The 13,291-nt window shown below is 44.0% G+C and carries 14 protein-coding genes and 1 pseudogene; 4 read left to right on the plus strand and 11 right to left on the minus strand.

What is annotated here, in order from left to right:
• Positions 1-78: 78 nt before the first annotated feature.
• Complete coding sequence (gene trhO / locus L1028_RS06595; RefSeq protein WP_234532433.1) at positions 79-975, plus strand: oxygen-dependent tRNA uridine(34) hydroxylase TrhO; 897 nt, start codon at positions 79-81, stop codon at positions 973-975.
• Between the two features lie 250 nt (positions 976-1,225).
• Here trhO and L1028_RS06600 read toward each other — a convergent pair whose 3' ends face one another.
• The 6 genes and pseudogenes from L1028_RS06600 to L1028_RS31450 all read right to left on the minus strand — a co-directional run.
• Positions 1,226-1,897, minus strand: a complete 672-nt coding sequence (locus tag L1028_RS06600; RefSeq protein ID WP_234532434.1) for a YitT family protein — start codon at positions 1,895-1,897, stop codon at positions 1,226-1,228.
• A 317-nt stretch (positions 1,898-2,214) separates the two neighbouring features.
• On the minus strand, positions 2,215-2,715 hold the full coding sequence (locus tag L1028_RS06605; protein ID WP_234532436.1) for a Crp/Fnr family transcriptional regulator: 501 nt from the start codon (positions 2,713-2,715) through the stop codon (positions 2,215-2,217).
• Between the two features lie 273 nt (positions 2,716-2,988).
• Positions 2,989-4,920 (minus strand): PTS fructose transporter subunit IIABC, encoded by a 1,932-nt coding sequence (locus tag L1028_RS06610; RefSeq protein WP_234532438.1) that lies wholly within the window; start codon positions 4,918-4,920, stop codon positions 2,989-2,991.
• A 38-nt stretch (positions 4,921-4,958) separates the two neighbouring features.
• Positions 4,959-5,870, minus strand: coding sequence for a 1-phosphofructokinase (gene pfkB, locus L1028_RS06615; protein ID WP_234532439.1), 912 nt, complete (start codon positions 5,868-5,870; stop codon positions 4,959-4,961).
• A gap of 143 nt (positions 5,871-6,013) precedes the next feature.
• The gene (locus L1028_RS06620) at positions 6,014-6,601 is read right to left on the minus strand and encodes a DeoR/GlpR family DNA-binding transcription regulator (protein ID WP_341482492.1); all 588 of its coding nucleotides are present in this window, start codon (positions 6,599-6,601) and stop codon (positions 6,014-6,016) included.
• Positions 6,602-6,604: 3 nt separating this feature from the next.
• A pseudogene (locus L1028_RS31450) lies at positions 6,605-6,787 on the minus strand (DeoR family transcriptional regulator); the annotation flags it as partial.
• Positions 6,788-7,095: 308 nt separating this feature from the next.
• Between L1028_RS31450 and L1028_RS06625 the strand changes: the two are divergent.
• Together L1028_RS06625 and L1028_RS06630 are read left to right on the plus strand one after the other, a co-directional pair.
• Positions 7,096-7,374, plus strand: a complete 279-nt coding sequence (locus L1028_RS06625) for a hypothetical protein (protein ID WP_234532441.1) — start codon at positions 7,096-7,098, stop codon at positions 7,372-7,374.
• A 200-nt stretch (positions 7,375-7,574) separates the two neighbouring features.
• Entirely contained in the window at positions 7,575-8,684 is a 1,110-nt protein-coding gene (locus L1028_RS06630; protein WP_341482490.1) for an AI-2E family transporter, read from the plus strand.
• A gap of 108 nt (positions 8,685-8,792) precedes the next feature.
• Here the strand turns inward: L1028_RS06630 and L1028_RS06635 are convergent, their stop codons facing one another.
• Genes L1028_RS06635 through rnhA form a run of 3 tightly spaced genes read right to left on the minus strand, consistent with a single transcriptional unit; the run spans position 8,793 to position 10,604 of the window.
• Positions 8,793-9,197: a hypothetical protein gene (locus L1028_RS06635; RefSeq protein WP_234532443.1), complete on the minus strand. Its 405-nt coding sequence runs from the start codon at positions 9,195-9,197 to the stop codon at positions 8,793-8,795.
• A 31-nt stretch (positions 9,198-9,228) separates the two neighbouring features.
• A complete protein-coding gene (ung, locus tag L1028_RS06640; protein WP_234532444.1) occupies positions 9,229-9,897 on the minus strand; it encodes a uracil-DNA glycosylase in 669 nt (222 codons plus the stop codon).
• A 44-nt stretch (positions 9,898-9,941) separates the two neighbouring features.
• A complete protein-coding gene (gene rnhA / locus L1028_RS06645; RefSeq protein WP_234532445.1) occupies positions 9,942-10,604 on the minus strand; it encodes a ribonuclease H in 663 nt (220 codons plus the stop codon).
• A 309-nt stretch (positions 10,605-10,913) separates the two neighbouring features.
• Here rnhA and L1028_RS06650 point away from each other — a divergent pair, with 309 nt between their 5' ends.
• Positions 10,914-11,486, plus strand: coding sequence for a hypothetical protein (locus L1028_RS06650; RefSeq protein ID WP_234532446.1), 573 nt, complete (start codon positions 10,914-10,916; stop codon positions 11,484-11,486).
• A 56-nt stretch (positions 11,487-11,542) separates the two neighbouring features.
• Here L1028_RS06650 and L1028_RS06655 read toward each other — a convergent pair whose 3' ends face one another.
• Both L1028_RS06655 and L1028_RS06660 read right to left on the minus strand, forming a co-directional pair.
• Positions 11,543-12,115, minus strand: a complete 573-nt coding sequence (locus L1028_RS06655; protein WP_234532447.1) for a type 1 glutamine amidotransferase family protein — start codon at positions 12,113-12,115, stop codon at positions 11,543-11,545.
• Entirely contained in the window at positions 12,116-13,228 is a 1,113-nt protein-coding gene (locus L1028_RS06660) for a DNA alkylation repair protein (protein WP_234532449.1), read from the minus strand.
• Between the last annotated feature and the right edge of the window lie 63 nt (positions 13,229-13,291).

The following is a 13,291-nucleotide window of genomic DNA, read 5'->3' on the forward strand; positions in this document are numbered from 1 at the left end:
ACTTTTTATACTTTAACGTTTATTTAGTAGTTAAAAAACAGTATAAGAAGTCTAATTCTAATGATAAAGGTGAAAAGAATGAAACCACAATCAGAATATGCAATTCTGCTATACTATAAATTTGTAAAAGTGCCGGATGCAGAACAATTCGCCCAGGAGCATTTGGCTTACTGCAAAGAGCTTGACGTAAAGGGACGCATTCTCATCTCAGATGAGGGCATTAACGGGACACTGTCCGGTACGATTGCCCAAACCGAGCAATACATGAAGGATTTGCGCGCAAACCCTCTGTTTAGCGATATCGTCTTCAAGATCGATGAGGCTGATGGTCATGCCTTCAAAAAGATCTTCGTTCGTTATAAAAAGGAACTCGTGACGTTCCGGGTCGAGGATGAACTGGATCCTAACGTGATCACCGGAGAGCATCTGGCGCCCAAAGATTTCTATGAAATGATGCAGCGTGATGATGTGGTAATTCTGGATGGTCGTACCGGCTACGAATTCGATCTGGGTCATTTCCACGGTTCCATCCGCCCTGAAGTAGACAGCTTCAAAGAATTCCCGGACTGGATTCGCGAGAATATGAGCGAGCTAAAAGATAAACCAATCCTGACCTACTGTACAGGCGGAATCCGCTGCGAGAAATTAAGCGGGTTTATGATGAAGGAAGGCTTCCAGCAAGTGTACCAGCTGGATGGCGGCATTGTGACTTATGGTAAAGACCCTGAGGTACAGGGCCAACTGTTCGATGGAAAATGTTATGTCTTCGATGAGCGGATCTCCGTACAGATTAATCATACCGACGGGGATATCATTGTCGGACGTTGCCATCACTGTGGTAAGCCAGCTGACCGATTCATCAACTGTGCCAACGATGCTTGCCATCTGCAGCATATTTGTTGTGAGGACTGCGAAAAGGTGCACAGTGGTCATTGCTCCGACGAATGCGAAGCTATCACGAATGCCGCGGGCTAAATAAAGGGCAAGCTGGTCGATTGTCTCTACACAATTCAAAAACGGCCACAAGTTTGTAGGTTAACTAAAAGGTGGCGCAAAGGATTAATCCTTTGCGCCACCTTTTGTTATAAGCGAAACGTCCGAGCAACGCCTGAGGTCTGTAACCCTTTAAATTACGTCACTTATCCAACAAAAAAAGTCAACCAGAAATTCTGGCTGACCTTAAATGTTAGTATATCCCCGAAATAAGCTGTTTATACAGCCTTATTCACATAACTGTACCATCATGCGGTTTACGCAGCGTAGACTGAATCTTTGGCGCCTTCACTAACTTTGGTTTGCCTAAAGAGGTTGTAAAGGTGATCACATATCCTGCGACGACTACCGCCATCACCGTATACATCGTTTCTCTAACAGGCATATAAAAGAGTGATAATGCCAGAACGACTACGTCCAACATGATGAATACTGTACCTACTTTAATTCCCTTCCATTCACTGATCAGCAGCGACAAAATATCATCTCCACCACTTGCGCCGCCGCTTCGCAGAATAATTCCCGCGCCTAAACCTGTCAGTACGCCAGACAAAAGGGCTGCTAATGCCAAATTGCCCTGCAAGTTAATGACCAAACCGGAATAACGTTCCATGAGTCCGTAAAAGATTGTAAAAGCTCCTACAGAAACAAAGGTGTTGCACACGAACGCTTTCCCTTTGAACATCCATGCAGTCAAGAGTACTGGAACGTCTAGAAGCAGAGTTGAAATTGAAGGTGAAATTCCTAATACATATTTGCCGAGTAGCGATAATCCTACGAATCCGCCCTCAGACAAATGGTTCTGAAAATTGATGTGATAATAAGCAAATGCAAGCAAAAATGTTCCAAACAAAATGACTGTCAACCGGAGCAGTACATTCACTCCGTAATTGTGGTTCCTCATACAGGTCTCCCCTTATCGTATATGGCGGCTAAACGTCCCACCAACCTCTACGACGGGTAAAACCGGAGGTATTGCTCCTTCGCATATATATACTCCTTCCCCTCGCAGAGGCGGTTCGTCGAGTTACAACGGTTCACGCACCTTCTACAGGGAAGCTAAGTATAAGACAGATCATAACGTTTCCAAATCGTCCTTTGGGGAATCGTCCTTCGGGGACACATGGTATCCTGATCCTTTCTGTAATTTAATAAGTTCTGAATACATTATACCACGGAGATCCCCCACTCTAAACACTTCGCTATAAAAATAGTCAGGAATCACTCCACGGTACGCAACAAACGATTGACTGTTTCGCGTCTCACACCGATCAATTGTCCAATTTCTTCTTGTGTCAAAAGCTCTGTTAGTGCTGCACCATGAGAGTAGTCATTGAACCAGCGTGTTAACAGTTCCATACGTTCAGCAGGCGTTCCAACGGTAAGGTGATCTAGCCGTGTCTGCATAAAGCGCACCTTTTCTTGAAGCAGAATAGCGATATCCATCGCTCTACCAGGCTCATCCCGTACCTGTTGATACCATTCCGCTGAAGGAACTGCCTCCACCTCGCTCTTCATCATCGCAACCGCTGTTCCATGCGCCTCCTTTGGCGAAATGAGTGAATGATGGGGAACCATCTCACCAGGATACAAGATGTTGAACAACACCATGTTCCCATTTTCATGAAGCCTTGTTACCTTGAACAGCCCACTTTTCACCTTAAATAAGAATTCGCAGCTGTCCCCTTGACGGAACAAGACTTCCCCCTTGTGCAGTATCATCTCGCTCGCTCCTTTGCCCTCTTGTTATATATATTTTCAATTATACAAAAATAAACCTTAATGGAGGAGATTATTCTCTCAAGGGTTGAGGGGCATACGTGGTCAAAGTTTAGGTAAGAAGAAACGCCTTCGGCTTCCTCTTAGGGACGATGATCGTTTCTGCGAAAAATAAAAGGATGATTTTTAGCGTAAGCATAATAATTCTTATATTTTAAAAAACTGCCGAGCACCAGAAGAAGCGTCTGGCACCAGCAGTTCAAATTATTTATTTTATTACTTCGCGTCAAGAGGTTTCTTCCATAATCCGAGCATTAATCCGGAAATAACAGATCCGATCAGAACGGCCAATAGGAACAACAACGCATGACTCGAAAGCGCGGCTACAAAGATCCCACCATGCGGTGCTGGAACGTTGATATTCCAAAACTGAGTGAGACCACCAGCTACGGCTGAACCTAGGATACAAGAAGTCAGAACACGCAGTGGATCGGCAGCGGCGAATGGAATCGCCCCTTCTGTAATGAACGACAAGCCTAGTACATAGTTTGTTAACCCTGATTTGCGTTCTGATTCTGTAAATTTATTCTTGAAGAAGGTAGTAGCAAGCGCTATTGCAAGTGGAGGAACCATACCGCCTGCCATTACAGCCGCCATCATGAATCCGTTTGTATTTCCACTGGTAGTGAATACCCCGATGGCAAAAGTGTAGGCCGCTTTATTGAAAGGACCTCCCATATCAATGGCCATCATTCCACCGAGAACGAGACCCAGAATTACTGCATTAACGGTTCCAAGATCGTTAAGCCAATTAATGAGCCCAACGTTCATCCAGCTAAAGATCGGATCGAACAGGTAATACATCAATCCACCGGTAATCAATAGACCAAATACCGGATATAACAGAATCGGTTTTAATCCGTCGAGCGTTTTTGGCAGACCTGCAAACACTTTGCGCAGACCGATAACAACATAACCAGCCAAGAAACCTGCAGCCAAACCGCCGAGGAATCCAGCATTGGAATTCAAGGCCATGTAACCGCCAACCATACCTGGCATCAGGGCTGGACGGTCACCAATACTAATCGCAATGAATCCAGCAAGAACCGGAATTAGGAAATGGAAGGCACCATCACCGCCACCAATCGTCTGCAGCAGTTGGAATAGAGGGTGATTCTCTCCACCGACTTGCTCAATGAGGAAGGAGATCGCCAGCAGAATACCACCGCCGACTACAAACGGCAGCATGTGGGAGATACCGTTCATCAAGTCCTTGTATATTTTACTGCCGATACTGCCGGATTTCTCTTTGGAATCTCCTTCATTACCACTACGGCCTTCATTATGGTAAATCGGTGCATCGCCGTTCATTGCTTTGCGAATGAGCTCTTCCGATTTGCGAATACCGTCACTAACCGGTCTTTGCAGTACTGGCTTACCATCAAAACGGGCCATTTCCACTTGTTTATCTGCTGCCACAATTACACCACTTGCACGCCGAATCTCATCGGCTGTTAAGACATTTTTGGCACCTTCTGAACCATTTGTCTCTACACGGATATTAACTCCCATTTCCAGAGCCTTCTTCTTGAGCGCATCTTCAGCCATAAAGGTATGCGCAATTCCAGTAGGACAAGCAGTAACAGCTACGATGAATGCTTGGGAATCTGGGTTGCCGACGATTAACTTTTCAGGTTCTGACTTCTGGACAGCTTTAGCAGCAGCTTCGTTCTCTTTCTCCTTGGCTTCCCCTTCCGCCTGCTTCGCATCGAACAAGGCGGATACCTCATCTGGAGTTCGGGTATTCATCAGCTGTTCAATGAATTCACTATCGATCAACAGTCTAGACAGCGAGGCCAATGTACGAAGATGCATGTTGCCCGCTCCTTCTGGGGCGGCAATCATAAAAAAGATCCGAGCCGGCTCATCATCAAGCGATTCGAATTCCACGCCCGTCGCACTCTTGGCAAACACAACCGTCGCTTCATTCACCGCTTTAGTCTTGGCATGTGGCATTGCGATACCGCCACCAATCCCAGTACTGGACTGCTCTTCACGCTTGAGGATCATCTCTTTAAATAGAACAGGATCATTAATACGACCACTTGCGGCAAGACTGGCAATCAATTCATCAATTGCACCTTCCTTAGTGGTTGCTTTTAAATCCATAATCATTGTATCTTTTATCATCAAATCCGTAATTCTCATATCTTCCAACTCCCTTGAGTACTTTGAATGCTGTTAGCTTACACTTCTGAGATGTTGATCAGCGGTCTCAGCTGCTCAATGAATTCTCTATCTGCCAGGTCATCAGAGAAAGCTGTTGCGCTACCTGAGGCAACACCTGAACGGAAAGCCTCCATTAAATCACCAGTCAAAGAAAATGTGCCCACGAATCCAGCGATCATAGAATCGCCTGCGCCTACAGAATTCTTTACTGTTCCTTTTGGAGCATTGGCATGGTATACCCCCTGTTCCGTAATGAACAAGGCACCTTCACCAGCCATTGAAACTAACACATGCTTCGCGCCAGCTTCGAGCAGCTTGCGACCATAAGTAATAATTTCTTCCTTAGTCTGTATCGTAACGCCGAATAGCTCTGCAAGCTCATGATGATTAGGCTTAACGAGCAACGGCTGATGAGGGAGTGCCTTTTTCAGCGCTGAACCTGTAGTATCAATGACAAATTCGGCCCCACTTTCCTTACATACAGATATCAACTTGTCATAGAAATCAGCACCCAGTGAAGGAGGAACACTTCCAGACAATATCACAACATCGCCTGCATTCAGAACAGCCATCTTCTGTAATAATGCCTCTGCCTCCGTATCTCGGATGACGGGTCCTGCACCGTTAATCTCCGTTTCATCTCCATGCTTAAGCTTGATATTAATTCGGGTATCATCAGAAACAAATAAGAAATCACTTGAAATCGATTCTTTCCGCAACCATTCCTCAATATATCTTCCAGTGAATCCACCAAGGAAGCCTATTGCTTTATTCTGAACCTCAAGCTGATTTAACACGCGTGATACGTTGATCCCTTTACCTCCAGGAAGCTTCAAATCACGTTTCATCCGGTTCAAGCCACCTAGTCTCAAATCTTCAACTTCCACGATGTAATCAATGGAAGGATTAAGCGTTACTGTATAGATCATAATTACCCCTCAATTATTTTGGTTTTCTAAGCCATAAATTACCGGCTAATGCGGCAAATGTAATTTTTCCAAACGATCTTACAATGATTCCATACCACTCAAATTAAGACATTTTCTAACCGTAGAACATCCTCCACCTAAGGTCATACCAGTGAGAAGTCTACGCCCATTTGCGTAATCTCACGGATGAACTTGTCAGACGCACCAGAATCAATAATGCAGTGATCCATTTCCGTCACATCTGCAACCTTACAAAAGGATACTTGACCGAGCTTGCTATGATCAGCCAGCAGAATTACTTGCTTCGCAACCGAGATCATCTTACGTTTGGTCGCTGCTTCAAGCATATTAGGTGTAGTGATTCCTTCTCGTAAGTCCAATCCGTTGGTTGCAAGAAAGGTTTTATCAACTCTTACCATCTCTAAAGAGCGCTCTGTCATCGGTCCTACAAAAGCCAATGTATCCGGTCGCAACATACCGCCTGTAATCGAGACTTCTATATTGCGACAATCCCGCAGTTCATTAAGCGCCATAATCGAATTCGTAATGACTTTGATATTAGAAAAAGCCCTCAGCTCTTTGGCAATCTGTAGCGTTGTGGTTCCAGCATCCAGCAGAATTGCATCGCCTTCCTGAATCATCTCTACAGCCTTGCGTGCAATCCTCTGCTTCTCATCCAACAAGCGATCTTCCTTATCTGGATAAGACGCCTCAAAGTTAACACTCTGCAAGGATACTGCCCCGCCATGCGTTCGTTTCAGCAACTTGGCTTCTTCAAGCTCTTTCAGGTCACGGCGCACAGTAGACTCAGATACGCCCAGTTCCTGACTTAGCTCCTGTACCGAAGCTCTTGAATTCTTTTCCACAAAAAGCACGATTCTATGTTTTCTCTCTTCTTCAAACAACATCGTGGTTCGCTCCTTTAAGTTACAGTGCTATCCCATTTATTAAATGCGCTTATCTTTGGAATTCCGTGACCATTATTTGATTATATCTGACTGTTATTGATCATTTGTGCTCGTTTATGATTTTAACAGCGTTTTCATCATCTGTAAAGCGCTTTAACATTAAAATAATACTCCAGCAAAATGTAATAAATGGAGTGATTTCATTCTTCGCTCAAGGTGAAACAGGCCCATTAGAAAATTACATACCAATTGCCTATCTCATCACTGGTGTTTAAAACATATTAATACTACATATAGGAAAAAGTGGGTGATCAGAAATGACCAACGGAAGAAACAAAAAAAAAATGGGCGGAAACAGTAATGAAAATAGCAATGGAAATAGCAATGGGAACGGTACTAGCCGTGAGGAAACAGCAGAATTAAGCGCTGAAGATTATGAAATCATCGCTGCCGCACTAACCACTTTAGGGGATTTTTTTGCTTTTTTATCTCTCGTCAAGGCAAGACAAGTTACGAAGGAAACCGGAGGCGAGATTGAAGCGCCTGAAATATTCACCCTATCCACGAAGAAACCTCTTAGACGGAAGTCAAGATAACCCACGAAGCCCCCGAGTGATTTATATGATGATGTAATGGTTATGTGTTGTGAACAACTTACTTGGCGTAGCCTCAGTCATAGGGTCATCCTCCACGGATATGCCAAGAACTACCTATAGGGGAGTAATCCACTCTTTTGAATCAAGACCTGTGAATTAGGGTTATTAAACTACATAGATTATTATTTTGAACTTGGGGGATGTTCCTATTGCAACAACAGAAGTATTTTCGGACAAGTCTTGCTATTATCGCTTTTTTACTAATTTTGTACTTAGGCTCCAAAGTAATGTTTCTATTCGCACCACTGGCTGCAATTATCAGATTATTACTCGTTCCCATGGTACTATCAGGTTTCATGTACTACCTGTTACGCCCGTTAGTAAGAGTTCTTGAGAAAAGGAAATTAAACCGGGCATTCTCCATCCTGCTCATTTATTTCCTGTTTGCCGGATTGTTTGTTCTCTTCTGGGTTTTAGTCTGGCCGACACTGCGAGAACAAATTCAGAACTTTATTGATAACACGCCTTACCTTGTTCAGGGAATACAGGATCAGTTCAATGCATTAAGGGATAATCCGACACTCTCACGCTTTTTCCAAGGGGACTCCGACATAGCTGCCCGTATATCAGAATATCTTAGCGAGGCTATTACTTGGGTGACCAATTCGATGTCCAATTTGATCGGCGTAGTTTCCAGCATTGTTATTCTAATCGCTACCTTGCCCATCATTCTGTATTACATGCTAAAAGATGACTATAAGCTGTCACCAAAACTACAGGGGTTAATCCCTAGAAAGTACCGTAAGGAAGGCAAAGAGATGTTTGGGGATATTGACAGTGCACTGAGCAGTTTCATTGTCACACGCGTGGTGTTAAACGTTGTACTTGGTATTATGTTGTATATCGGTTTCCTTATCATCGGATTGCCTTATTCACTGCTGCTTGCAGTAATTTCAGTACCACTCAATTTCATTCCTTATGTGGGTTCTTTCCTTGCGGGAGTACCAGTAGTTATTGTTGGATTCATTGAGTCACCTACGATGGCAATCTGGTCTCTGGTCGTCATATTCATTGCACAGCAAATTCAAGATAATGTACTCTCACCGATCATTTACGGCAAATCATTAGATGTTCATCCACTGACAACGGTCCTTCTTGTTCTTATAGGTGGGGATTTCTACGGTATTATCGGAGTGCTTATTGCGCTACCCGTCTATATGATTGCCAAAATTGTTTTTCTGCGTGTGTATGAGATTATTGTTGCAGATCGAGAGGAAGAGGCTGAGCCTCTCAAGCATGAAAATCTATAGCACTTTCTATGTATTGTATGAACTGAATGAAGTTTCATCATAACCAACAAAAGGTACATCTCCAATCGGAGACGTACCTTTTCGTGCTTCTTTATAGGATTATTAAAATTAACCTCGCAAAGAACGAACGACAAATATGTGACTGCCCTTCATAAGGTTCTGTCCATCTTGAAGTGTAACTGAACCTTTGGTATGCGAAACGATGGTCGTATTCAGAGCAATCAATCGGTCCTCTTTCCAAACACTTACCGCCGATTTAAAATATACTGCATTATCAAATTGCTGCCTTTCTCTCATCACATAACCCACAGAATGCAAGACTGGAGGCAGTGCTCTTTCTCTAGGAGCCAAAGCTTTGATGACCACAATATCCCGAAATGGCACGGCAATCTCCTGATGACCGATGACCGCTACAGAAGCGGAAAGATCCCATTTGCGCAGAATGCCTTTCATGATCGTGTAAGGTTCGTCCCCGCAGTACATAATAACCGGTTTACCAACCCAATGCTTCATAGCTCCCTCCCCCTTCCCAACATCCCATTAGTTATAAGTCCGAAATGAACCAATCGATCCCTTTCATTCCCTTCGACTCCAAAAACTGATTAACCTTCGAAAAAGGACGGCTACCAAAGAATCCACGATACGACGAGAGCGGGCTCGGATGTGGAGACTGAATAACCTCATGACGACTTTGGTCTATGAAGGCACCTTTTTTCTGTGAATGACTTCCCCATAAAATAAACACCATCGGCGTAGTTCTTTCATTTAACTTCTTCATTATGGTGTCTGTGAATGTCTCCCAGCCTAGACCTTTATGAGAATTCGGCTCTCCCTCACGTACCGTTAGTACCGAGTTGAGCATAAGCACTCCCCGTTCTGCCCAGCGCTGCAAGGACCCGTGGTTTGGAATTGGTACACCGATATCCTCCGTTAGCTCCGTATAAATATTTCGCAGTGAAGGCGGTATACGTACCCCTGGATTTACCGAGAAGCTCAAACCATGAGCTTGTCCCGCTCCATGGTATGGGTCCTGTCCCAAAATAACAACCCGTGTCTCATTATAAGGTGTATGCTTTAACGCCGTGAACAGTAATTCTTTTGGCGGATAGACTGTATGTTCCTTATATTCACTTTCCAGATTAGCCATTAGCTCCAGAAAATAGGGCTTTTGCATTTCATCTTGTAATATATCATCCCAATCGTTGCCGAACATCCCCAATTCTCCTCCTCTAGCCGAAACCCAGAACCTTATTACAATTATTTCCGACCATAATCTGCTTTGATTTCGCCCCACTCTTTAGTCTGCCACTTAAGCACTTTATTGTCATATGTATTGGTTTGCAACCAACGTTCTGCCCGATCAATAAGCACCCATATTTCCTCTGTTGAAGCATCGCGTGGCAAGGTTGTCGCTACTTTCTTCTGCTTTACCCACTTCATTGCATTCACAGAATCGCTGTAGACTGTCTTATTACTTCCCTCTTTCTTCAGGAGCGCCAAGGCATGCACAATCGCTAAAAACTCACCTAAATTATTAGTGCCCTTCTTGATCGGCCCACAAGAGAAGATAATATCCCCGGTTTGCGTATCCACACCCTTATATTCGACGGGACCCGGATTGCCACGCGTTCCTACATCCACAGAAATGCTGTTGTAATCGATCTCCTCTGAGGTCTCCACTGTAGCGCTTTGTTTAAAAGAACTTGTCCCCTTAGACTTAGCCGCACCGGATGCTGATGACCCTGTACCCCAATTACCTTTCCAACCCGCTGTGTAAGCCGCATCTGCCGCCGCTTTAGATTCATACGATTTATATTTGGCTCCGGTATAGTGATCGGTCTGCGCCTGGCATTCCGCCCAAGTGCTGTAGACCCCCGGCTGCTTGCCTTCCCATACTACATAATATTTCTGTTTAGCCATTGTACAGCTCCTTTTTTCACCTTAACTTATTGTAATCCAAAATGCTTCTTCATCAAAAGAAGAATGTTATTTTTCGTGAATTTCTTCGAATAATTCATATTTTCCAGGTCATACTATACGCCAGAGATGTCCAGGCCTATATTACCATTTGTAGAATGATCGGTAAATATTATTGTGTCCACAAGCAGAAACGCCCTCAGCGTCCCTCAAAGACGGTAAGCGTTTATGCTTACACCACATTAATACTAACTAATCAGTCTATATTAAGCTCGTAGGATATCAGTACAATTACTCAGGGAGGTTATACAGATGAGAAAGATAGCAAGCGTAGCCGCAGTATTTGCAATTGTGCTGTTGGTCGGATGCGGAAACTCAACCAATAACAATGCCAACGTTACCCCTACCGCCACTACTACACCTGGTAACACCAATAACGCTGGCAACACTAATAACACCACTGATGCTGTAACCTCAGCGTCGGTAGTGGATAATGAAGAGGCCTTTAAAAAGGCTATCAGTGCGGACGGCACTTGGATTGCTGCTACGCTGAAAGACTTGTCCTTCACCGAGGATCTCGTGCTGGACGGACAATTCACGAATAAAGATAAACCCGCCCGCAAGATTGCTCTCTATACACAAGATGCGGAGCACAATATCACTAACTCCTTTAAACTAACTGCACCAAAACTTACGATCAAAAGTAAAAACGCTCGTATTCAAGGCGGCACATTTATTGGCGATGTATACGTAGAAGCAGATGGCTTCAGTTTAGTAAATGCAACGGTTGAAGGGAATGTTTACTTCGCAGATGCTAAGTATCAATCCACCTTCGATACCTCGGATCAAGGAAAAGTAACGGGCGTTACTGAAGTGAAAAAATAAGCAAAAAGGTGCTCTCAAGTCGATAAGACCTGAGAACACCTTTTTTCATGACTTCATTATTCCTGATAAAACCCATTTTTGAAAAAGGTATACCATCCATCAATTTGTTCTACTGGTATAACCTTCAACTTCTTCAAGACTTCCCTTGTAAATTCCAATGCAGCCGTACCATTAGCAGTAATGATATCGTCACTCGAAACGGTTTGTTTTTCTAAAAAATTTGCGTGTCCTTTATAATTAGGAGCGAACTCTTTTAAGTAATCTAATGAATTTCCAGTGTGAGGAATCTCATCTAAATAGCCATGTTCTGCCAAAAAGGTTGATGCGTCACATATAGCGGCTATAGGAGTTCTATTCTGTATACAACTTTCAATCACTGGAGTAATCGCTGAATTATCTTTCCAGCCTGTACCCCCAATTAAAATTAACATTTCAAACTGGGCGGGTAAACTATCTATAGTATAGTCTGGAATAACAGTAAATCCGCCCATAGATTGTACATTGTCGCTATTTAAAGAAACAGTCTTCACTTTGTATTCACTTTCTGGCTTGTTTAGTTCAGCACTTAGATAGCCAGCTTCCCAATCCGCATATCCATTAGAAATAAAAATCAATACTTCTTTTTTCATTTACTGATCCCCCTCAAGTTTCAACAACGTATCTGCAACTTCCCGCCCGTTAACGAGCAGCACAATCCGATGTTCCCCGGGATAATGACGACGAGTGGTTAAATTCGCCCAGCGATGCGTCCGTTTACCCGATAGAATTGTACCCCCAGGTACTGTTTTATCCGATAGTAAGAAAGATTTACGAGAGGTTCGACCCGTAGCCTTCACGAAATAGATGCCATATTCTATTCGAACACGGGCAGGAGTTCCTTCACAAACTTGAAGTTTGTATTGTAATTCAGAGTTTTCTCCAATTCGCAATAGGGTAGAATCAATCGTTATAGAAGCACTCGTTATGAGTGGTGTTGCTTCGTCGGCTTGCTCCGCATATCCGAATAAAGCCATAATCTCCGGATTAGCTTTACGGATTAAAGAACGACAACCATGCCGCACAATCCAGTCTGTAAGGGGATCAGTACCTATCCAGCGGCGAGCTGTCTCAAGCACCACCTCCGGGTGATCCTTCGCAATATCGTTCAAATGGTTAGCCACGCTCTTGCGCACATATAGGGAAGAATCCGCCTTAAGCTGCTCAAGTACAGGTAGCACAGGGGCTGGATCTAGCTTAAACATAGGGAGAGCCTGTCCCCATGGAAGACGAGGGCGACACCCCTCACTTGCTAACCGGCGCACATGCTCATCGGGGTGCTTCGACCATGCTAACATTTGCTCCATCATACGCTCCGGTTCACGCAAGAGAAACGGTCTAACCGCAAATTCTGCTGACGACTTCGGTGTGAACCTTTCCAGCGCCTGCATAGACAGCTCCCAATGCTCAGCCCCTTGACCAAATACCTCTACAAAATCTGGAAAGATCAAGTATGGAAATCCCACACAATCCTCAGTAATAGCGAACAAAATTGCCAACGCTTCCTCATAAGGAAGCTGTAAATGACTCCCCAGTGTCTCCGTAATCCGCCGCATCCTTGCCTTCAGTTCGAGCGCATCCCAAGGTTCCGCCATAGCCGAAATTACAAATGCATCAGTGTCGAAAACACTATGTACACTGCGAATCTTTTCGCCAAAATCATGCAGAAATTGTTCATTGTACATTGCTTTTAATGGTTCCGCCATTGTGTATCCCTCATTTTCTTCTATAAATCATCAGAGGTTAATCTGTTATGAAATCGTAGCACA

Source organism: Paenibacillus pseudetheri, assembly GCF_924513355.1.
GTDB lineage: Bacteria > Bacillota > Bacilli > Paenibacillales > Paenibacillaceae > Paenibacillus_AQ > Paenibacillus_AQ pseudetheri.

Bases quoted from the DNA above. Each gene is read 5' to 3' on its own strand.
- pfkB (WP_234532439.1), bottom strand. From the start codon at position 5,870: ATGATCTATACAGTAACGCTTAATCCTTCCATTGATTACATCGTGGAA.
- L1028_RS06630 (WP_341482490.1), top strand. From the start codon at position 7,575: ATGTTCCTATTGCAACAACAGAAGTATTTTCGGACAAGTCTTGCTATT.
- L1028_RS06600 (WP_234532434.1), bottom strand. From the start codon at position 1,897: ATGAGGAACCACAATTACGGAGTGAATGTACTGCTCCGGTTGACAGTC.
- L1028_RS06655 (WP_234532447.1), bottom strand. From the start codon at position 12,115: ATGAAAAAAGAAGTATTGATTTTTATTTCTAATGGATATGCGGATTGG.
- L1028_RS06610 (WP_234532438.1), bottom strand. From the start codon at position 4,920: ATGAGAATTACGGATTTGATGATAAAAGATACAATGATTATGGATTTA.
- L1028_RS06625 (WP_234532441.1), top strand. From the start codon at position 7,096: ATGACCAACGGAAGAAACAAAAAAAAAATGGGCGGAAACAGTAATGAA.
- L1028_RS06605 (WP_234532436.1), bottom strand. From the start codon at position 2,715: ATGATACTGCACAAGGGGGAAGTCTTGTTCCGTCAAGGGGACAGCTGC.
- L1028_RS06650 (WP_234532446.1), top strand. From the start codon at position 10,914: ATGAGAAAGATAGCAAGCGTAGCCGCAGTATTTGCAATTGTGCTGTTG.
- rnhA (WP_234532445.1), bottom strand. From the start codon at position 10,604: ATGGCTAAACAGAAATATTATGTAGTATGGGAAGGCAAGCAGCCGGGG.
- L1028_RS06660 (WP_234532449.1), bottom strand. From the start codon at position 13,228: ATGGCGGAACCATTAAAAGCAATGTACAATGAACAATTTCTGCATGAT.
- ung (WP_234532444.1), bottom strand. From the start codon at position 9,897: ATGTTCGGCAACGATTGGGATGATATATTACAAGATGAAATGCAAAAG.
- trhO (WP_234532433.1), top strand. From the start codon at position 79: ATGAAACCACAATCAGAATATGCAATTCTGCTATACTATAAATTTGTA.
- L1028_RS06635 (WP_234532443.1), bottom strand. From the start codon at position 9,197: ATGAAGCATTGGGTTGGTAAACCGGTTATTATGTACTGCGGGGACGAA.